At 66.1% G+C, this 18,433-nt stretch carries 17 protein-coding genes; 2 read left to right on the top strand and 15 right to left on the bottom strand.

Annotated elements, in window-relative coordinates:
- Window positions 1–83: 83 nt before the first annotated feature.
- On the top strand, window positions 84–1,748 hold the full coding sequence (locus tag KXZ72_RS01685; RefSeq protein WP_226082017.1) for an ABC transporter family substrate-binding protein: 1,665 nt from the start codon (window positions 84–86) through the stop codon (window positions 1,746–1,748).
- A gap of 199 nt (window positions 1,749–1,947) precedes the next feature.
- Here the strand turns inward: KXZ72_RS01685 and KXZ72_RS01680 are convergent, their stop codons facing one another.
- The 12 genes from KXZ72_RS01680 to hrcA form a co-directional block, all read right to left on the bottom strand.
- On the bottom strand, window positions 1,948–3,336 hold the full coding sequence (locus tag KXZ72_RS01680) for an ABC transporter permease (RefSeq protein ID WP_226083391.1): 1,389 nt from the start codon (window positions 3,334–3,336) through the stop codon (window positions 1,948–1,950).
- Window positions 3,336–4,097: an ABC transporter ATP-binding protein gene (locus KXZ72_RS01675; protein WP_226082016.1), complete on the bottom strand. Its 762-nt coding sequence runs from the start codon at window positions 4,095–4,097 to the stop codon at window positions 3,336–3,338. The genes KXZ72_RS01680 and KXZ72_RS01675 overlap by 1 nt, the downstream gene beginning before the upstream one ends.
- A gap of 106 nt (window positions 4,098–4,203) precedes the next feature.
- Window positions 4,204–4,896 carry a response regulator gene (locus tag KXZ72_RS01670; protein ID WP_226082015.1) on the bottom strand — a complete coding sequence of 231 codons (693 nt, stop codon included), beginning with the start codon at window positions 4,894–4,896 and terminating at the stop codon, window positions 4,204–4,206.
- 59 nt (window positions 4,897–4,955) lie between these two features.
- Window positions 4,956–6,182: a sensor histidine kinase gene (locus tag KXZ72_RS01665; RefSeq protein WP_226082014.1), complete on the bottom strand. Its 1,227-nt coding sequence runs from the start codon at window positions 6,180–6,182 to the stop codon at window positions 4,956–4,958.
- 109 nt (window positions 6,183–6,291) lie between these two features.
- Window positions 6,292–7,233, bottom strand: a complete 942-nt coding sequence (era, locus tag KXZ72_RS01660) for a GTPase Era (RefSeq protein ID WP_226082013.1) — start codon at window positions 7,231–7,233, stop codon at window positions 6,292–6,294.
- Window positions 7,230–8,534, bottom strand: a complete 1,305-nt coding sequence (locus KXZ72_RS01655; RefSeq protein WP_226082012.1) for a hemolysin family protein — start codon at window positions 8,532–8,534, stop codon at window positions 7,230–7,232. The genes era and KXZ72_RS01655 overlap by 4 nt, the downstream gene beginning before the upstream one ends.
- A gap of 15 nt (window positions 8,535–8,549) precedes the next feature.
- Complete coding sequence (gene ybeY / locus KXZ72_RS01650; protein ID WP_226082011.1) at window positions 8,550–9,011, bottom strand: rRNA maturation RNase YbeY; 462 nt, start codon at window positions 9,009–9,011, stop codon at window positions 8,550–8,552.
- Window positions 9,008–10,033: a PhoH family protein gene (locus KXZ72_RS01645; protein ID WP_226083390.1), complete on the bottom strand. Its 1,026-nt coding sequence runs from the start codon at window positions 10,031–10,033 to the stop codon at window positions 9,008–9,010. Before KXZ72_RS01645 ends, ybeY begins: the two co-directional genes overlap by 4 nt.
- Window positions 10,034–10,100: 67 nt before the next feature.
- Window positions 10,101–10,454, bottom strand: coding sequence for a histidine triad nucleotide-binding protein (locus KXZ72_RS01640; protein ID WP_226082010.1), 354 nt, complete (start codon window positions 10,452–10,454; stop codon window positions 10,101–10,103).
- 13 nt (window positions 10,455–10,467) lie between these two features.
- Complete coding sequence (locus KXZ72_RS01635; RefSeq protein WP_226082009.1) at window positions 10,468–11,208, bottom strand: 16S rRNA (uracil(1498)-N(3))-methyltransferase; 741 nt, start codon at window positions 11,206–11,208, stop codon at window positions 10,468–10,470.
- A 3-nt stretch (window positions 11,209–11,211) separates the two neighbouring features.
- Entirely contained in the window at window positions 11,212–12,309 is a 1,098-nt protein-coding gene (gene dnaJ / locus KXZ72_RS01630) for a molecular chaperone DnaJ (RefSeq protein WP_226082008.1), read from the bottom strand.
- 68 nt (window positions 12,310–12,377) lie between these two features.
- A complete protein-coding gene (hrcA, locus tag KXZ72_RS01625; RefSeq protein WP_226082007.1) occupies window positions 12,378–13,400 on the bottom strand; it encodes a heat-inducible transcriptional repressor HrcA in 1,023 nt (340 codons plus the stop codon).
- Between the two features lie 171 nt (window positions 13,401–13,571).
- Here hrcA and KXZ72_RS01620 point away from each other — a divergent pair, with 171 nt between their 5' ends.
- Entirely contained in the window at window positions 13,572–13,976 is a 405-nt protein-coding gene (locus KXZ72_RS01620) for a DUF4870 domain-containing protein (RefSeq protein ID WP_226082006.1), read from the top strand.
- Window positions 13,977–14,042: 66 nt separating this feature from the next.
- On the opposite strand, the gene hemW is transcribed toward KXZ72_RS01620, so the two are convergent.
- Genes hemW through lepA form a run of 3 tightly spaced genes read right to left on the bottom strand, consistent with a single transcriptional unit; the run spans window position 14,043 to window position 17,774 of the window.
- Window positions 14,043–15,266, bottom strand: a complete 1,224-nt coding sequence (gene hemW / locus KXZ72_RS01615; protein ID WP_226083389.1) for a radical SAM family heme chaperone HemW — start codon at window positions 15,264–15,266, stop codon at window positions 14,043–14,045.
- The gene (locus KXZ72_RS01610; protein ID WP_226082005.1) at window positions 15,263–15,916 is read right to left on the bottom strand and encodes a DUF1990 family protein; all 654 of its coding nucleotides are present in this window, start codon (window positions 15,914–15,916) and stop codon (window positions 15,263–15,265) included. Before KXZ72_RS01610 ends, hemW begins: the two co-directional genes overlap by 4 nt.
- Before the next feature lie 4 nt (window positions 15,917–15,920).
- Entirely contained in the window at window positions 15,921–17,774 is a 1,854-nt protein-coding gene (lepA, locus tag KXZ72_RS01605) for a translation elongation factor 4 (RefSeq protein WP_226082004.1), read from the bottom strand.
- Window positions 17,775–18,433: the final 659 nt, after the last annotated feature.

Below are 18,433 nucleotides of genomic sequence, written 5' to 3'. Positions count from 1 at the left end.
TTGCCAGGATGTGGGCAAGGCTCTGCGCGACGGGCGGGGACGATACGCCCCGCCCGTCGCGCCATTACGGCACGGGAGGAATCATGAACGGCAGCACACGGAACCGATTAATAATTATTCTCGCCCTCGCGGGCCTCGCACTCTCCGCATGCGCGGGCGGCGCGGCCCCGGAGTCCAAGGACGAGGTGGAGGCGGGTGCGAGCCAGATTAATCCGCATCCGGTGGAGGATCTACAACCCGGCGGCACCCTGCGCGCGGCCATCCCGCAGATCCCCCAGCAGTGGAATTTTTATCAGGTTGACGGCACCCTCGCGGTCACCTCCAGCATCCTCGGCGCCACGTTCCCCCAGGTATTTCGGTTTAATGAGCGCAATGAACCCGAGCTGGACCGCAACTATGTCACCGATGCGCGGCTCGAGACCGGCGATACCCAGCGGGTCACCTATCGCATTAACGAGCGGGCGGCCTGGAGCGATGGCACACCGATCACGTGGCGCGATTTTGAGGCCGTATGGCGCGGCAATAGCGGGGCCGATCCCGCCTATCTCTCCGGGAATATCACCGGCTATAGCTCGATCTCAAGCGTGACCGCGGGGGCCGATGACCGCGAGGTGGTGGTCACGTTTTCCACACCCTTTGCCGATTGGAAAAAGCTCTTTGTGGTGCTCTACCCCGCGCAGTATTACTCCAGCAGCGCCGATTTTAATACCGGCTGGCTCGAAAAAATTCCGGTGAGCGCGGGCCCCTTCCGCCTCTCAATCGAGAATATTAGCCAAACCGCCCAGACCGTGACGCTCGTGCCCGATCCCGGCTGGTGGGGCGAAAAACCCGTGCTCGATTCGGTGGTCTTGCGCTCCCTGGAGGGAAATGCCGATATCGACGCCTATTTGAATAACGAGCTCGACGTGGTGCTCACCTCCTCCGGCACGCGCTTTGGGCGGGTGAAGGATGCCCCGTCCAGCGAGATCCGGGTGGCCTCCGGGAGCGCCTTTAGCCACATCACGTTTGGGTCCGGAGGGCTCCTGGCCGATACCGATACCCGCCGCGCCCTGCAGGCGGCGATCGATCGCCGGGCGCTGGCCGCCTCGATTTATTCCAGCCTCCCGTATCGCGTCGAGCCGCTGAATAATCACTTCTATTTGAATACCGATCGCGGCTATACCGATAATGCGCCCGCGGGCGAGCCCGATCCGCAGCGGGCGGCGGAGGCGCTGGATCACGCGGGCTGGAAGGTCTCGGGTGACGCGCGCGTGAAGGACGGCGTGACGCTCGCGCCACGCCTGGTGATCCCCGCGGCCACCCCCACCTCGCAGCAGCTCGCCGAGCTGGTACAGGCTCAGCTCGCGGCGGTCCAGGTGAAGGTGGAGATCGTCACGGTGCCCTCCGAGGCGTTTTTCCGCGATAACGTTACTCCCGGAAATTTCGACCTGACCATTTTTTCCTGGGCCAGCACGGGGTTCCTGGCCGATAGCGTGAGCATCTACCAGGCCGGTGACAAAACCCAGAACTACGGAAAGATCAGTACCGAGAAGATCACCGACCTGCTCACCCAGGCCAATGCCGAGCTGGACCCCAAAAAACTCGCCGACCTCACCAATCAGGCCGATAGGCTCGTCTGGGAGGAGGGCCACTCGCTGCCGATCGCGCAGACCCCGCGGGTGGTGGCCATCCGCCCCGGAATCGCCAATTATGGGGCCTTTGCGGGTAATTTTGGGCCCGATTGGACCACGGTGGGCTGGCTCAAATAGCCCGAATATGCCCGCGCGGCCCCGGCCCTCCGGCCTCGGCGGGCGGGGCCGCGCGGGCCGGCCGGTCCGCGGCCGCGGCGTGCGCCGTGTGATCACCTCAGACCGGCACCTCGGTAGCGCTCGGGGCCTCCCCGGTGGGGCCGACTTCGGGCGCGGCCGCGGCCCCGAAGACACGCCCCGCAGCGGAAGCGCCGGGGGTCTAATCCACCGCGAGTGCCCGCACCGGCGAGAGCCGCGTGGCCGCGCGGCTCGGCGCGAGCGAGGCTCCCGCCGCGAGCAGAAGCGCAAGCAGGAGAATGCCCAGCAGCATCGGCAGGGGAAAGACCGGCGCGATCCAAAAGCCCGGGATCGTCCCGCCGAGCAGCGATTGGGCCCCGGCCCAGCCATAGGCAGTGCCCAGCAGCACCCCAAAAAGCACCGCCACGAGCGACATCTGGGTGGCCTCGGCCAGTATCATCCGACGCAACTGCCCCCGCCCGAAGCCCAGCGCACGCAGCAGGCCCAGCTCGCGACGGCGCTGGATCACGCTGAGCGAGAGATTATTAATCAGCCCGACCGCTGCGATCAAGGCGGAAAAACCAAAAAGAACCCCAAATATCGTCATGACAATCGTGACCGCCTCGTCCAGGGCCGGGGCGACCCCCGGGTTTGCCTCCCCCAGCACGCCCACCGCGGCCACCAGGGTCTGGCTCGCCACGGAGAACATCGAGATCAGCGTGATCCCGATCACCAGCCCAATCATGCTGCGGGCGCTGCGCGCCGGATAGCGCACGGCATTGGCCGCGGCGATTCGCCCCGCGGGGCCCGAGCCCAGTAGCCCGCCGGTGAGCCGGAGCAGCGCCGGCATCAGGCTCGGGGACAGCGCCACGATGCCGCTGAAGGACAGGATCCCCCCGAGCACACCGATCAGCACGGCGGCCCCCGATACCGCACCCGCGGCCACCCCCGCGGCAAGCAGCAGCACGCCCACCGCCAGGAGCACCCATCCCCATGTGGTGCGTGCCGGGCCGGCCCCGCGCTCCCCCGCGTCGGCGCTGTCCACGCCGAGCGCCTGGATCGGGGTGACGGCCAGCACCCGCCGCGAACCCGCCCAGCTCGCGGCCCAGCCCATCAGGATGGTCACGATCACCGGGAGAATCAGGAGCGGCTCCAGCAGCACATAGTGGTGGTCCGGGAGCGCCCCGGCGGCCACGGCCCCGGCAACCCCCGCAAAGACCAGCCCCACGGCGGCCAGCCCACCCAGCACCGCACCGATGGTGCCGGCCAGCAGGCCATCACGGGCGATCCCCGCGCGCAGGCTCGCACCATCCGCGCCGATCAGCCGATAGAGCGCCAGCTCCCGGATCCGCCCGGCCACCACGGTGCTCACGGTATTGCTGGTCACCACCGCCGAGACATAAACGGCGATCGCAAAAAAGACCACCGCGACCAGCCCCACCATAATCCGCGTGGTGGGAGACTGGCCCACACTCTCGCCGTCGATCACCGTGCTCAGGATCGAGGTGCCCTGCAAGAGCGCAACACCAAACGCACTCGCGAGCGCCGCGACCAGGATCGCCGAACCGCGCTCACGCAGCGCCGCGGGCATCACGCCGCCTCCTCGAGGCCCAGCATCAGTGCCGAGATCTGCTCGGGCGTCTGCCGCCCCACATCGCGCCGGATCACGCCGTCCTGGAGAACCAGGATCCGATCGGCAAAGCTCGCGGCAATCGGATCGTGGGTGACCATCGCTATCGACTGGCCATAGCGGGCACAGGCATCCGCGAGCAGCCCCAGCACCTCGCGACCCGTGCGGCTATCCAGCGCACCCGTTGGCTCATCCGCGAAGATCAGATCGGGCCGGGTGGCGAGGGCACGCACGATGGCGACCCGCTGCTGTTGCCCGCCCGAGAGCTGGCTCGGGCGATGCCCCAGCCTGTCCTGGAGCCCCAGCGCGGCGCAGAGACCGTCGATGAACTCGCGGCGCTCCGCGTCCACGGGGGTGCCGCCGAGCTCAAACGGAAGCTCAATATTCTGCGCCGCGGTCAGGGTGGGCACCAGGTTAAAGGATTGAAAAACGAAGCCGATGCGGGTGCGGCGCAGGCGGGTCAGCTCCCGGTCGTCTAGCCCGCTGATCTCGGTATCGCCGAGCCAGACCTCGCCCGAGGAGGGGGTGTCCAGCCCGGCCATGATGTGCATCAGCGTGGACTTGCCCGAGCCCGAGGGGCCCATGATCGCGGTGAACTCGCCGCGCCGGATCCCCAGCGATATATCGCTGAGGGCGCTCACCGCCCCGCTGCCGCTGCCAAAATGCTTCTGAACATGAATAACGCGGGCCGCGAGGGCCGGCGTGGGGGAAGAAGTGGTCATGCCTCCGACGCTATGGCCGCGGCGGTGGGCCCGTCATCGCCACCGCGGGCTATCCCGCGTCATCCGGGCGAGGTATCCCCCACCCGGTTGTGATCATCCGCGCGGCTCAGGCGCGCGGCGCGCCATCGTTTTCGCTCGCGTTCAGGCCGTGCTCATAGGCAAAAACCACGAGTTGCACGCGGTCGCGCAGCGAGAGCTTGGAGAGCACCCGGCTGATATGGGTTTTCACGGTGGCCTCGCTCAGGAATTCGTGGCCCGCAATCTCGGTATTGCTCAGGCCCGCGGCCGCGAGCCTGAAGATTTCCTCCTCGCGCCCAGTCAGGCTGCGGAAGCTCTCCGGCACGGGACGCGCCGCGGGGCGCGAGGACACGGAGCTGAACAGGTCGTGCACGGCACCCGGGGCAATCACCGCGCTGCCGGCATAAACCGTGCGGATCGCGGCGAGCAAAAACTCCGGCTGGGTATCCTTCAGCAAAAATCCGCTGGCCCCGATCCGGAGGGCCCGGGCCGCGCCCTCGTCCAGGTCAAACGTGGTGAGCACCACGATCTTCGGGGGCGGGGTGCCGAGGCGATCGGCCTCCTCCAGGATGGCGGCGGTGGCGGCGATGCCGTCCATCACGGGCATGCGCACGTCCATCAGCACCACATCGGGGGTGCGCTCGCGCACGAGTTCCAGACCCTCGCGGCCATTGGCCGCCTCCCCCACAAATTCCAGGTCGTCCTGGGAATCAATCAGCATCTTAATGCCGGCCCGAAACAGCGCCTGGTCGTCCACAAGTCCCACGCGAATTACGCTCATGCTGTGTTGTTCCTTTGGATAGGGGTCCCGATGTCACGCTACCACCGGGTGAGTTGAGTTTAGGGCCGGCCGAGCGCAATCGCACCCGTGCCGCCCACCGGCATATGCACGGTGACCACAAAATGTTGTGCGCCCGAACCTCCCGAGAGCGGCCGCGGTCGGTCAAAGGTTATGCTTCCGCCGGCTAGCGCTGCACGCTCCTGCATGCCCGGCAGGCCGTGCCCGGGCGAGCGCGGGGCCGCGCCGGGGGCCACCGGAAGCGTGGTGTTATCGATCTGCACGGTGAGGGAGTCGGGGCGCCAGAAAAAATGCAGCATCACGGGGCGCGAGCGGTCGCCGTGGCGCAGCGCATTGGTCAGCGATTCCTGCACGATGCGATAGAGGGCGATCTGTTGCCCGGTGGGCAGGGGCACCATCGAGCCGGTCTCGGTGAAGTGGATATCCAGGCCCGTGGCGCGCATCTGCTCGATCAGGTGGCCGAGGTCGCTGAGCACCGGCTGCGGGCCGTCCCCCTGGCTATGGCGCAGCTCCGAGAGCAGCAGGCGCACATCGGTCAGCGCCTCGCGGGCGGTATCCGAGACCGTGCGCAGCGTGCCGTCCAGGGCCTGCGGATTATCCCGGTGCACATAGCGCGAGCCATCGGATTGCGCGATGATCACCGCGAGCGAATGGGCAACCACATCGTGCATATCGCGGGCGATGCGGTTGCGCTCCTCCAGCGCAAACATGGCCTGCTGCGCGGCAAACTGCTCCCGCTCGGCCAGATAGCGCTGATGTCCCTCGGCGCGCGCCTCGCGCCCGGTGCGGATCAGCAGGCCCACGGTCCAGGACAGCGTGAGAACAAATACCGCGGCCACCGCGGCCACCGTGCCCAGCACCATCGTGGAGGGCAGGCTCTCGACCGTGAGCGGGCCGTTCATCGTGCGGGTGAGATGGAAGGCCGTATAGTATCCGGCGAGCAGCCCGCCGATGATCGCCGAGACCAGGCCCATCCACTTGGAACGTTTTTCGCCATAGGCCCCCGAGGAATAGAGCACCCCGAGGATCGCGGCATTGGCGAGGATCGCGGGCATGCTGCTGCCCAGTTGCACCGCGATTCCCAGCCAGGCGATGATCAGCGAGAGCCCGGGCGAGAGCCGGCGCAGCGCAAGCGCGGCCGCCATCGCGAGCAGCACCAGCATCCCCGGGAGCCCATCGTGATAGTTGATGGGTACCATGAGCGCGCCAAAGGCCACAGCGATAATCAGGTCGCTGACAAGCTGCACGCGGGTCAGGGGTCGGAACATATCTCTCACGCTAGCGCTCCCCGGGGCCAAACCCGTATTATCCGGCCCGCATCCGGGGAAAGATCACTCTTCCGATGTATCTCACCCCGGCCGCGGGCATTCCTCCGGGCTAGAAGCCGAGGCGTCCCAGCTGGTTCGGGTCGCGCTGCCATTCCTTGGCGACCTTCACCCGGAGCGAGAGGAATACGCGGCGACCCAGTAGGTCCTCGATCTGCGCGCGGGCGGTCTCGCCCACCTCGCGCAGGCGCTCCCCGCGGTGGCCGATGATGATGCCCTTCTGGCTATCGCGCTCCACAAAGAGGTTGGCGTAGATCTCCAGCAGGTTTTTATCCTCGCGCTCAACCATCTCGTCGATGGTCACGGCGAGCGAGTGCGGCAGCTCATCGTGAACTCCCTCGAGGGCTGCCTCGCGGATGAACTCGGAGATGCGCTCCTCATCGGTTTCATCGGTGATGGCCTCCTCCGGATACATGGCCTCGGCCACCGGCATGAGCTTAATCAGCTCGGCGGAGAGGATATCCAGCTGCTCATCGGTCACGGCCGAGACGGGAATGATCGCATCCCATTCGCGCAGGCCCTGCACCGCCATCAGCTGCTTAGCGATGGTGGTGTTATTCACGGTATCGATCTTGGTGACAATCGCGACCTTCTTGGCCCGCGGGTAGAGATCAAGCTGCTCGTTGATGAAGCGGTCACCGGGGCCCAGCTTCTCGTTGGCGGGCATGCAAAACCCGATCACGTCCACATCGCTCAGGGTATTCTGCACCAGGTCGTTCAGGCGCTCGCCCAGCAGGGTGCGCGGACGGTGGATACCGGGGGTATCCACCACCACCAGCTGGCCGGTGCTGTGGTGCACAATTCCGCGGATCGCCTTACGCGTGGTCTGCGGCTTGGCGCTGGTGATCGCAACCTTCTGCCCCACCAGGGCATTGGTCAGCGTGGACTTACCCACGTTGGGGCGTCCCACAAAGGACACAAAGCCGGAGCGGAACTCCGGGGCCTTGGCGCCGCCGCGCGGCTTGCGGGGCGTGGGCTCCTCCTGATTGGTCATGACTGGTCCTCTCCTGCCGCGTCCTGCGGCGTTAAAATGTCCTGGGCCCCGGTATCCGGGGACACAATAATGGTGGAAACACGCTTGCGGCGGCCCTCGGTGCGCTCGGCACGCAGGGTGAGACCGTCCACCTTTGCCACCGAGCCGGCCACGGGCAGCCTGCCCAGCGCCTTCGAGAGCAGGCCACCCACGGTGTCCACGTCCTCGTCCTCAAGTTCCAGATCGTAGAGCTCCCCGAGCTCATCGATGGGCAGCCGGGCGTTCACCCGATAGCGGCCCTCCCCCAGCTCCTCGACCTCCACGGTATCGGAATCGTATTCATCGGAGATATCGCCCACCAGCTCCTCGAGGAGATCCTCGAGGGTCACCAACCCGGCGATGCCGCCATATTCGTCCACCACCATCGCGAGGTGATTGGATTCCAGCTGCATCCGGCGCAGCAGCGCATCGGCCTTGACCGAATCGGGCACAAACGAGGCCGGGCGCACAAGCGTGCGCACCTCGGCGGCGCGGGCCAGCTCGGAGCCCTCATAGGCAAGGCGGGCCACATCGCGCAGGTAGAGGATGCCCACCACCTGATCGGCCGAGCCGTCGATCACGGGGATACGCGAGACGCCGGTGCTCAGGAATAGACCCATCGCCTGCCCCGCGGAGGAATCCGCGTCGATCGTGATCATATCGGTGCGCGGCACCATGACCTCGCGCGCGAGCGTGTCGTTAAATTCAAAGATCGAGTGGATGAGCTCGCGGTCATCCTCCTCGAGCACATCGTATTCCGTGGCCTCGTCCACCATCGAGAGCAGCTGCTCCTCGTTATTAAACGTGACATCGCGGGCCACGCCCGGGGTCACCCGGTTGCCCAGGTGAACCAGCGCATCCGCGAGCGGCCCCAGCAGCCAGCGCACGGCATGCAGCAGCGGCGCGGTCAGGCGCAGCACCTGCGCGGCATGCACCCGGCCCACGCTGCGCGGGCTGGCCCCCACGAGGATAAACGAGACGACGGTCATGATAAACGCCGAGATCAGCAGGGCGAGCCAGAAATTATCCAGGCGCGAGGAGATCGCGAGGGTAATCAGCACCGCGGCGGTGGACTCCGCCAGAATCCTGATGAAGTTAATCGCGTTCAGGTGGGTGCCGGGATCGGCGGAGATGGCGCGCAGGGAGCGCGCAAAACGCGAGGTCTCCGAGAGCTCCAGGATATCGCTGCGGCTCTTCACGGTGATCGCGGCATCACCCGCCGCCATGAGACCCGCAAAGGCCACAAGGAGGAGGGCAACACCGGCCACCAAAAATTCACTCATGCGGGGCTACCGGGACTATTTTCGACGCTCCTGGACGTGAAATCCGAGCAGGATATCGCGCTGAATCCCAAACATCTCGCGCTTTTCCTCGGGCTCCGCGTGATCGTAACCCAGCAGGTGCAGAATGCCGTGGGTGGTCAGCAGCAGCAGCTCGTCGAGCTCGCTGTGGCCGGCGGTCTCGGCCTGGCCCTGCGCCACCTGGGGGCACAGCACAATATCGCCGAGCAGCCCGGCGGGGGTCGGCTGATCCGGGGTACCCGGGCGCAGCTCGTCCATCGGGAAGCTCAGCACATCGGTGGGGCCCGGCTCGTCCATCCACTGCACGTGCAGCTGTTCCATCGCGGCCTCGTCCACCGCCACGATATTGAGGTCGGCCTCGGCGCTGACGTGCATGGCCGAGAGGGCGTAGGCGGCCAGGCGCAGCAGCGCGGCCTCATCCACCGGGACGGCGGATTCGTTATTTATTTCGATGCTCATGAGCTGGTGCCCCTCCTGGGGTTGCGGCCCTGGGGGCCGCCCGTTCCGGTGCGCCGTTCGGCGCGGTTAGCAAATTCTGCGGCGCGATCGCGTTCATAGCGATCCGCGAGGCGGCGCTCATCATAATCGCCATAGGCGTCCACGATCTTGCCCACGAGCGAGTGCCGCACCACGTCGGCGCTCGTGAGCTGCGCGAAGTGGATATCGTCGATATCGGTCAATACCCGGGTGACCAGGCGCAGCCCGCTCGCCCCGGTGGGCAGATCCACCTGGGTGACATCGCCCGTGATGACCATCTTGGAGCCGAAGCCCAGCCGGGTCAGGAACATCTTCATCTGTTCGGGCGTGGTGTTTTGTGCCTCGTCCAGGATGACAAATGCATCGTTAAGCGTGCGTCCGCGCATATAGGCCAGGGGTGCAACCTCCACGGTGCCGGCCGCGAGCAGCTTGGGCACCATCTCCGGGTCCATCATATCGCCGAGGGCGTCATAGAGCGGGCGCAGATAGGGGTCGATCTTATCGGTCAGGGAACCGGGCAAAAAGCCCAGCCGCTCCCCCGCCTCCACCGCGGGACGGGTGAGGATGATCCGGGAGACCTCCTTGCGCATGAGCGCCTGAACGGCCTTGGCCATCGCCAGATAGGTTTTACCGGAACCGGCCGGACCGATGCCAAAAACAATGGTGTTTTCGTCGATCGCGTCCACATAATCGCGCTGACCCTCGGTCTTGGGGCGCACCACCTTGCCGCGCGAGCTGAGGATATTCTGGCCCAGCACATCGCTCGGGGCGCGGCCGGAGCCGGTGGCGAGCAGGCGCACGGCCTCGGTGACATCACCCGAGGAGAGGTCGTGTCCGTTTTTGACCAGCGTGGCGAGCTGTGCGATCAGGGCCTCCACGCGCGCCACCTCGAGGGCGGGACCGGTGAGGGTGATCTCGTTGCCGCGCACGTGGACGTCCACGGCGGGATATTCCTTCTCGATGGTGGCGAGGAGTCGGTCCTCGGCCCCCAGCAGGCCCACCATCGGCAGGCCCTCCAGCGGGATGCGCAATTCCACGGAGCCCTCGGCCGCGGGGTTCTCGCCCGGGGCGTTAGCTGCCAACGGAGGCCTCGGTGAGTCCACCGGCGAGGACGTGGGCGTGCACGTGGAAGACGGTCTGACCGGCGGCGGGGCCGGTATTAAACACGAGGCGGTAGTCACCATCGGCGTGTTCCGAGGCGATGTTCTGGGCAAAGAGCACCAGTTCGCTGAGCAGCTCGGGGTCGCCCGCGGCCAGCTCGGTGACATTGGCATAGGCTTCGGTCTTGGGTACCACCAGGATGTGTACCGGCGCCTGGGGAGCGATATCGGTGAAGGCGATCAGGCGATCGGTCTCGGCAACGATATCCGCGGGGATTTCACGGGAGACGATGCGGGCAAAAATACTCGGCTCGTGTTCGGTCATGTTCCTATCCTAGCTACCAGCGGCCCAGTGCGGCATTGATAACCGCCATTGCGGCGGGTCCCGCCGTGGAGGTGCGCAGGATCGTATTGCCCAGGACCACGCGCCGCGCGCCGGCGCTGTCCAGGAGCGCCAGCTCCCGCGGCGAGATTCCGCCCTCCGGGCCGATCACCAGCGCGATCGGCCGGGTGTGCTCGCTGTGATTCACCAGATACGTGGTGAGAGCGACCTCGGCGGTGGGATCAAGCACCAGCATCTCAAATTCCTGGGTGAGTTCACACAGCCGGGTGAGGTCCACAATCTCGCGCACCTCGGGCAGGTGCGCGCGGATCGACTGCTTGGCGGCCTCGCGGGAGATGGTCTCCCAGCGGGCGCGCCCCTTTGCGACCTTATCTCCCTGCCAGCGCGAGATGCTGCGCTCGGCGGCCCACGGAATGACCCCGGCCACGCCCAGCTCGGTGGCCGCCTGCACGGCCATCTCATCGCGGTCGCCCTTGGCGAGGGCCTGCACGAGGTACAGGCGGGGACGATCGGGCTCGCTCAGGGTCACGGCGGTGGCCTCGGCCACGAGCTCGCGCGGGGATACAGCGGTCACGGTGCAGGCCACCATGATGCCCTTGCCATCGCCGAGAAAAAGCTCCTCGCCCACGCGCACGCGGTTCACCGTGACCGCGTGCTTGGCCTCGGGCCCGGTCAGGGTCAGCGAGTCCCCCACGGCCGGAACCGTGGGGAACTCGCGCAGAAACAGGCTGGACACGGCTTAGCCCTTGAACTTATCGCGCAGCTTGGAGAAGAGACCCTGCTGGAACTGGCCCAGAGCGGCGGTTTTATCCTTGCGGCCCGCGGCGAATTTTTCGATCAGCTCGCGTTCCTTATGGTCCAGCTTGGTGGGGGTGACCACCTGGATGCCGATGCGGAGGTCGCCGCGGCCGTGGCCGCGCAGCTTGGTGATTCCCCGATCGCGGATGGTGATCACATCGGAGGCCTGGACTCCCGCGCGGATCTCGATCTCGAGGTCGCCATCCAGCGCCGGGATCGTGGTGGTGGTGCCCAGGATGGCCTCGGTCATAGGCACCTCCAGGGTGCACAGCAGGTCGTCGCCGCTGCGGCTGAAGACATCGTGGTGGCGCACCTTGATCTCCAGATAGAGGTCGCCGTTGGGGCCGCCGGCCTGGCCAACCTCACCCGAGCCGGGCATTTGCAGGCGCAGGCCGGTGTCCACTCCCGCGGGGATGTCCACGGGCACGGTGCGTCGGGCGCGCACGCGGCCCTGGCCCTGGCACGTGGCGCAGGGGTTGGTGATGATCGTGCCATAGCCGCGGCATGTGCCACAGGGCGAGGCTGTCATCACATTGCCCAGCAGGCTGCGCACGGTGCGCTGGATCGAACCCGAACCGTGACAGATATCACAGGTGACGGGGTGGGTGCCGGGCTGGCAACAGCTGCCCTGACACGTCTCACACAGCACAGCGGTATCCACCTCGAGGTCGCGGTGGGTACCAAAGATGACCTCGTCCAGGTCAATATCCACGCGCAGCAGGGCGTCCTGGCCGCGCTCGCGCCGGGATTTGGGTCCGCGCTGCTGGCCGCCACCGCCGCCAAAGAACTGCTCAAAAATATCGCCGAAGCCACCAAAGCCCTGGCCCTGTCCCTCGGAACCGCCCATGTCATAGCGGCGACGCTGCTCGGGATCGCTCAGCACGTCATAGGCGTGGGTCACGGCCTTAAAGCGTTCCTGCGCGTCCTCGGCGGGGTTCACGTCGGGATGCAGCTGACGCGCCAGCTTACGGTACGCCTTCTTAATCTCTTCTACCGAGGCATCTTGCGCAACACCCAGTACCTCGTAGTGGTCAGCCACCCGTGATCCTCCATTTATGGCCGCCCCGACGGGGGTGCGGTCCGTTTACTCTTACCGATTTTTGTGGGCTAGCCCTCGCCGAGCTGGCGGGAGAGATAGCGCGCCACGGCGCGAACCGAGGCAATATTGCTTGAATAATCCATTCTTGTGGGTCCAAGCACCCCAAGACGGGCGATTTCGCCCGCAGAGGAAGAATAATTTCCGGCGACGATCGAGGTCTCGGAGAGCCCAAAGGGGGCATTCTCCCGCCCGATCCGCGCGGAGACGCCCTGGGCGTCGATCTGCATCTCACCAAAAAGACGCATCAGCACCACCTGTTGTTCCAGCGCCTCCAGCACCGGATAGATGCTGCCGGCAAAATCGTGTTCGGAACGCGCGAGGTTGGCCGTGCCGCTCATGACCAGCCGATCCTGGCGATACTCGGTGATCTGCTCCTCAAGCGCGCCACATAGCCGCTCCATCAGATCGGGGTGTTCGGCGACGGGATCGGCGCGCAGCCGGGCGAGCCCGCGCGCGGCATCGGCCACGCTCAGGCCGTGCAGCTCGCGGTTAATCCGCGCCTTGAGGGTATCCACCTCGTCGATCCCGAGGGGAAGAGTGAGCTCAATCTCGCGCTGCTCCACCCGGCCGTTATCGGTGATGAGGACCACCAGCAGGCGACGCTCGCCGAGCATGACCAGCTCCACATGGCGCACCTGGGCGCGCGCGAAGGACGGATACTGCACGATGGCCACCTGGCTCGTGAGCTGGCTGAGCAGGCGCACGGTGCGCGAGAGCACATCGTCCAGGCCCACGCCATCGCCGAGGAACTCCTCGATGGCCCCGCGTTGCACGGAGCTGAGCGGGCGCAGATCGGCCAGTTGATCCACAAAGAGGCGATAGCCCTTATCGGTGGGGATGCGTCCCGAGGAGGTATGCGGGGCGTGAATCAGCTCCTCCTCCTCGAGCTGCGCCATATCGTTGCGAATGGTCGCGGCGGAGACCCCGAAGGAGTGTCGCTCCACGATGGCCTTGGAACCCACGGGTTCGCGGCTGGATACGTAGTCCTGCACAATAGCGCGGAGGACGGCGAGGGAACGCTCGGAAACCATCCGTTCACCACCCTCCCATATCTGTGCACCGCCGGTATAACGCTACCGGCACGGGGCCGCTGGCACTCCGGGCCCCTGAGTGCCAATCTTAGCCCGCTTCCGTCAGCGGCACGAATCATCCCGGCCATCCCCGTTATACAACACCGGTACTGCCGCTATCCTGGCCAAATAATGAGCCAATACGAGCAGGGACAGCCTCCCTATTACAACGCAGCGCCCGCCGGCCCCGTGCCGCTGACCCCCGGCCAGGATAAAACCTGGGCCGCCCTGTGCCACTTCGGCGGAATCTTCAGCCCACTGCCGGCGCTGATCATCTGGCTGATCTTCCGCGACCGCGGTCGTTTTGTGGATCAGGAGGGCAAGGAGGCGCTGAACTTCCAGCTCAGCGCGTTGATCGTGATCATCGCCCTGGGAATTGTCGGCACCGGCACGCTCTTTCTGGGCATCGGCCTGATCCTGCTCCTGCTGGTCCCGCTGTTGGAGCTTGCCGCGCTGATCTTCGCGATCATCGGCGGGTCCACCGCACTGGTCGGCACCCCGTATCGCTATCCGCTCAGCTGGCGGATGATCAAATAGGCCATACCCACCGGCCCGGGCCTGCCATTTCCTCGCGGGGATGGCCGGCCCGAGTGGTATCCGGCGTTAAACGGTCAGGGCACGCACCACGGCATCGGCGAGGAGCCGCCCGCGCAGCGTCAGCCGCAGCCGCCCCGCGATGGCCTCGCGGCCCTCGATCAGGCCATCGGCAATCAGGCGCGGAATCGCCTCCCGCGCCTCGGGCTCCAGGCCGGAGAGCGCAATCCCCTCCAGGGTGCGCGATTCCAGGAGGATGCGCTCCATCTCGCGGGTCTCGGCATCCAGGGTTTCCCGGCCGATGGCCGGGGACTCCCCCGCCGCCATGCGCTGCGCATAGGCCGCGGGATGCTTCACGTTCCACCAGCGGACCCCGCCGATATGGCTATGGGCGCCCGGCCCGATGCCCCACCAATCATCGCCGCGCCAATAGGCGAGGTTATGCCGGGAGCGGGTGGCCTCCGAGAGGGACCAATTGGACACCTCATACCATTGGAAGCCCGCGGCGGCGAGCGTGGCATCGGCGTATTCGTACATATCCGCCTGCAGGTCCTCATCGGGTTCCGCCAGCTCACCGCTGCGAATCTGGCGGTGCATCTTGGTGCCCGGTTCCACGATCAGCGAATAGGCGGAGAGATGATCGGGACCATAGCTCAGCGCGGCATCCACGCTGGTCTGCCACTGCTCCAGGGTTTCGCCCGGGGAACCGTAGATCAGGTCCACGCTCACCTGCAACCCCGCCCGCTTGGCCCAGTCCACCACGAGCGGAACGCGCTCCGGGGTATGGCTGCGATCCAGCGTGCGCAGGGTCTCCGGCACGGCCGATTGCATCCCAAAGGAGACGCGGGTGAAGCCGGCCGCGGCCAGCTCCTCCAGATAGGCGAGGTCCACGGAATCCGGATTGGCCTCGGTGGTGATCTCCGCGCCCGGGCGAATACCGTGGGTATCGCGCACCACGTGCAGCATCCGCGCCAGATTCTCCGCGGGCAGCAGCGTGGGGGTTCCGCCCCCAAAAAACACGGTATTTACCGCGCGTGCGGGCAGCCCCGCGGCCTCCAGCACGCGCGCTGAAAGGTGCACCTCGGCGATGGCCTCATCGGCATAGTCCACCTGTTTTGCGCCGCGCAGTTCGGTGGCCGTATAGGTATTAAAATCGCAGTATCCGCAGCGCACCCGGCAAAACGGGACGTGCAGATAAAAGCTCAGGTCGCGATCGCGCGAGGCCTCCACCACATGGGCGGGCAGGGCACCATCCGCGGGCGCCGGATCTCCGAGGGGCAGGGCACCCATCAGGAGGCGGGGCTCGCCCAGGTGGGCGAGAGCGCACGCAGATACGCGGTGGCCAGAACCTGCGCGCGGCGCGTGGCCAGCGGCGGGAACGTGCGATAGCGCAGCGAGACCGGACGCCAGAAGGCGCGCGTGATAAACCACACCGAGTCGTCCTCGCGGATCTCCACGGTGAAGGATTCCTCGCCGCTGAGCTGGGCATTGCCGATGGTGCCATAGGCGAAGGACGTGCGGTTGGGCGATTCCAGCAGATATACCACCCGGATTTTCATGTCCACCCCAAAGCGGCCGATCCGTCCGCGCAGGCGCGCGGTGGTGCCGGCGTCCAGGAACGGGCTGCCATCGGGAGCGAAGCGCTGCTCCCCCGGGCGATGATTGGGCGCGATTGCATTGCCCTCATCGTCAAACTGGATTCCGGCATACTCGTTGCCGTCGCCCGGGCGAATTTCGAGGATCTCCAGGCCGGCATCACGCTGGGCACCCCAGCTGAGCAGGGTGGCCACCGCGGCGTCATAGCGCTCGCGACCGCTGCCGAGGCGGATGCTGTCCTCGGCGGGGCTATAGCCCTGCGGCGGATACTGCATCAGATCGGCGGCCTGTGTGGCGCCCACCGCGGCATAATCTACGGGCTGATCCTCGAAATTGCTCCGTCGCATCGCCCTACTTCTTTTCCTTCTTTTCGGTATCTCCGGACAGCGCGGCAATGAATGCCTCCTGGGGGACCTCCACGCGACCAACCATCTTCATGCGCTTCTTTCCCTCCTTCTGCTTTTCCAAGAGTTTACGCTTACGCGAAATATCGCCACCATAGCACTTGGCCAATACATCCTTGCGGATGGCCCGGATGGATTCGCGGGCGATGATGCGGGCGCCGATTGCGGCCTGGATCGGCACCTCAAACTGCTGACGCGGGATGAGCTTGGAAAGCCGCTCGGTCATCAACACACCATAGGCATAGGCGTTATCGCGGTGCACGATGGCGCTGAAGGCGTCCACGGCCTCACCCTGCAGCAGAATATCCACCTTCACGAGGTCGGCTTCCTGCTCACCCGAGGGCTCATAGTCCAGCGATGCATAACCCTGCGTGCGGCTCTTGAGGTGGTCAAAGAAGTCAAAAACGATCTCGGCGAGAGGCATGTTATAGCGCAGCTCCACCCGGTCCTCACCCAGATAGTCCATGCCCAGCAGGGTTCCGCGGCGGCTCTGGCACAGCTCCATGATGGTGCCCACATAGTCCTTGGGCGCGAGGATGGCCACGCGCACCATGGGCTCGGAGACCGCGGCGATCTTCCCAGTGGGGAACTCGCTCGGGTTGGTCACGGTGACGGTTTTTTTATCGTCGGTGGTGACCTCGTAGATCACGCTGGGGGCGGTGGCGATCAGGTCGAGGCCAAACTCGCGCTCCAGGCGCTCGGTGATGATCTCCAGGTGCAGCAGGCCGAGGAATCCACAGCGGAAACCAAAGCCGAGGGCCACGGAGGTCTCGGGCTCATAATTTAGTGCGGCATCGGAGAGCTTAAGCTTATCGAGGGCCTCGCGCAGGATCGGATAATCCGAGCCATCGATCGGATACAGCCCCGAGAACACCATGGGTTTGGGGTCGGTATAGCCGGGCAGCGCCTCGGTGGCGGGCTTCTGGGCGTGGGTCACGGTATCGCCCACCTTGGACAGGCGCACGTCCTTCACGCCGGTGATCAGATAGCCCACCTCACCCACGCTCAGGCCCTTGGAGGGCACGGGCTCGGGCGAGGATACGCCGATCTCCAGGAGGTCGTGCACGGTGCCGGTGGACATCATCTGGAGGCGCTCGCGCGGCTTCAGCGTGCCGTCTACCATGCGCACATAGGTGACCACTCCGCGATAGGAATCGTAGACCGAGTCAAAAATCATGGCGCGCGGGGCTGCATCCACATTGCCCACGGGGGCGGGAATATCGCGCACCACGCGGTCGAGGAGGTCCTCCACGCCCATGCCGGTTTTACCCGAGACGCGCAGCACGTCCTCGGGCTTGCCGCCGATGAGGTTCGCGAGCTCCAGCGCATATTTTTCGGGATCGGCCGCGGGCAGGTCGATCTTATTCAGCACGGGGATGATCGTGAGATCGTTTTCCATGGCCAGGTAGAGGTTGGCGAGGGTCTGGGCCTCGATGCCCTGGGCGGCATCCACGAGCAGGATGGCACCCTCACAGGCGGCCAGCGAACGCGAGACCTCATAGGAGAAGTCGACGTGGCCGGGGGTATCGATCATATTCAGGGCATAGGACTGCCCGGCGTCATCGGCCCAGGGCATACGCACGGCCTGGCTCTTAATGGTGATGCCACGCTCGCGCTCGATATCCATGCGGTCGAGATACTGCGCGCGCATATCGCGATTGGCCACCACTCCGGTGATTCCGAGCATGCGGTCGGCCAGGGTGGACTTACCGTGGTCGATATGCGCAATGATGCAGAAATTGCGGATGAACTCCGGCGGGGTACTTGCCGGCTCTAGTGCCTTAACAGCTTGGGGACTCACACGTTCCTCTGGGATTCGATCGACAAAAACTGACATGGCGCGACCCAAGGGGCGCCCTAACCTCCCATTCTTCCATGAAGGTGCGGTTCGCGACGAACGCGCGCCGAAACCCGTGCCGGTTTCCTCTGGATTACTGCGGAGGTGGCGGCGGGCGGGCGCGGGTTTTGGGGGCCATAGGAGACGGGCCGGCCGGGGTGGCGGGCGCGGGAGGGTGTGTGGCGGGCGCGGGAGAGTGCGGGCCAGGCGCGAGCCAGGCGCGGGCGGGTGCGAGCCGGGCGAAGAAGGATGCGAGTCGGGCGCGAGAGGGCGCGAGCCAGGCACGGAAGGGCGCGAGCCAGGCGCGGAAGGGAGCGAGCCGGGCGCAGAAGGGCGCGAGCCAGGCACGGGAGAGCGCGAGCCGGTCACGGAAAGGCGTGAGCCAGGCGCGGAAGGGAGCGAGCCAGGCGGCGAGGGTGTGTGTGCCGGGCGCGGGAGAGCGTGAGCCGGTCACGGAAAGGCGTGAGCCAGGCGAGGAAGGGAGCGAGTCGGTCACGGAAAGGCGTGAGCCAGGCGCGGAAGAGAGCGAGTCGCGCGCGAGAGGGTGCGAGCCAGGCGGGGAAGAGCGCGGGCCGGGCGGCGAGAGTGCGCACCGGGCGGGGAAGGGTCGGTAGGACGGGGTC

It is taken from the genome of Mycetocola spongiae, assembly GCF_020424085.1.
Taxonomy (GTDB): domain Bacteria; phylum Actinomycetota; class Actinomycetes; order Actinomycetales; family Microbacteriaceae; genus Mycetocola; species Mycetocola spongiae.
This window is presented reverse-complemented; position numbering and strand designations above follow the sequence as displayed.

Excerpts from the sequence above, each read along its gene's own strand:
- KXZ72_RS01610 (WP_226082005.1), bottom strand. The coding sequence starts at position 15,916 with ATGCGACGGAGCAATTTCGAGGATCAGCCCGTAGATTATGCCGCGGTG.
- KXZ72_RS01645 (WP_226083390.1), bottom strand. The coding sequence starts at position 10,033 with ATGGTGGGCCTGCTGGGGGCCGAGGACCGACTCCTCGCCACCATCGAG.
- KXZ72_RS01670 (WP_226082015.1), bottom strand. The coding sequence starts at position 4,896 with ATGAGCGTAATTCGCGTGGGACTTGTGGACGACCAGGCGCTGTTTCGG.
- KXZ72_RS01665 (WP_226082014.1), bottom strand. The coding sequence starts at position 6,182 with ATGTTCCGACCCCTGACCCGCGTGCAGCTTGTCAGCGACCTGATTATC.
- KXZ72_RS01675 (WP_226082016.1), bottom strand. The coding sequence starts at position 4,097 with ATGACCACTTCTTCCCCCACGCCGGCCCTCGCGGCCCGCGTTATTCAT.
- KXZ72_RS01655 (WP_226082012.1), bottom strand. The coding sequence starts at position 8,534 with ATGAGTGAATTTTTGGTGGCCGGTGTTGCCCTCCTCCTTGTGGCCTTT.
- KXZ72_RS01685 (WP_226082017.1), top strand. The coding sequence starts at position 84 with ATGAACGGCAGCACACGGAACCGATTAATAATTATTCTCGCCCTCGCG.
- KXZ72_RS01680 (WP_226083391.1), bottom strand. The coding sequence starts at position 3,336 with ATGCCCGCGGCGCTGCGTGAGCGCGGTTCGGCGATCCTGGTCGCGGCG.
- era (WP_226082013.1), bottom strand. The coding sequence starts at position 7,233 with ATGACCAATCAGGAGGAGCCCACGCCCCGCAAGCCGCGCGGCGGCGCC.
- KXZ72_RS01640 (WP_226082010.1), bottom strand. The coding sequence starts at position 10,454 with ATGACCGAACACGAGCCGAGTATTTTTGCCCGCATCGTCTCCCGTGAA.
- KXZ72_RS01620 (WP_226082006.1), top strand. The coding sequence starts at position 13,572 with ATGAGCCAATACGAGCAGGGACAGCCTCCCTATTACAACGCAGCGCCC.
- hrcA (WP_226082007.1), bottom strand. The coding sequence starts at position 13,400 with ATGGTTTCCGAGCGTTCCCTCGCCGTCCTCCGCGCTATTGTGCAGGAC.
- ybeY (WP_226082011.1), bottom strand. The coding sequence starts at position 9,011 with ATGAGCATCGAAATAAATAACGAATCCGCCGTCCCGGTGGATGAGGCC.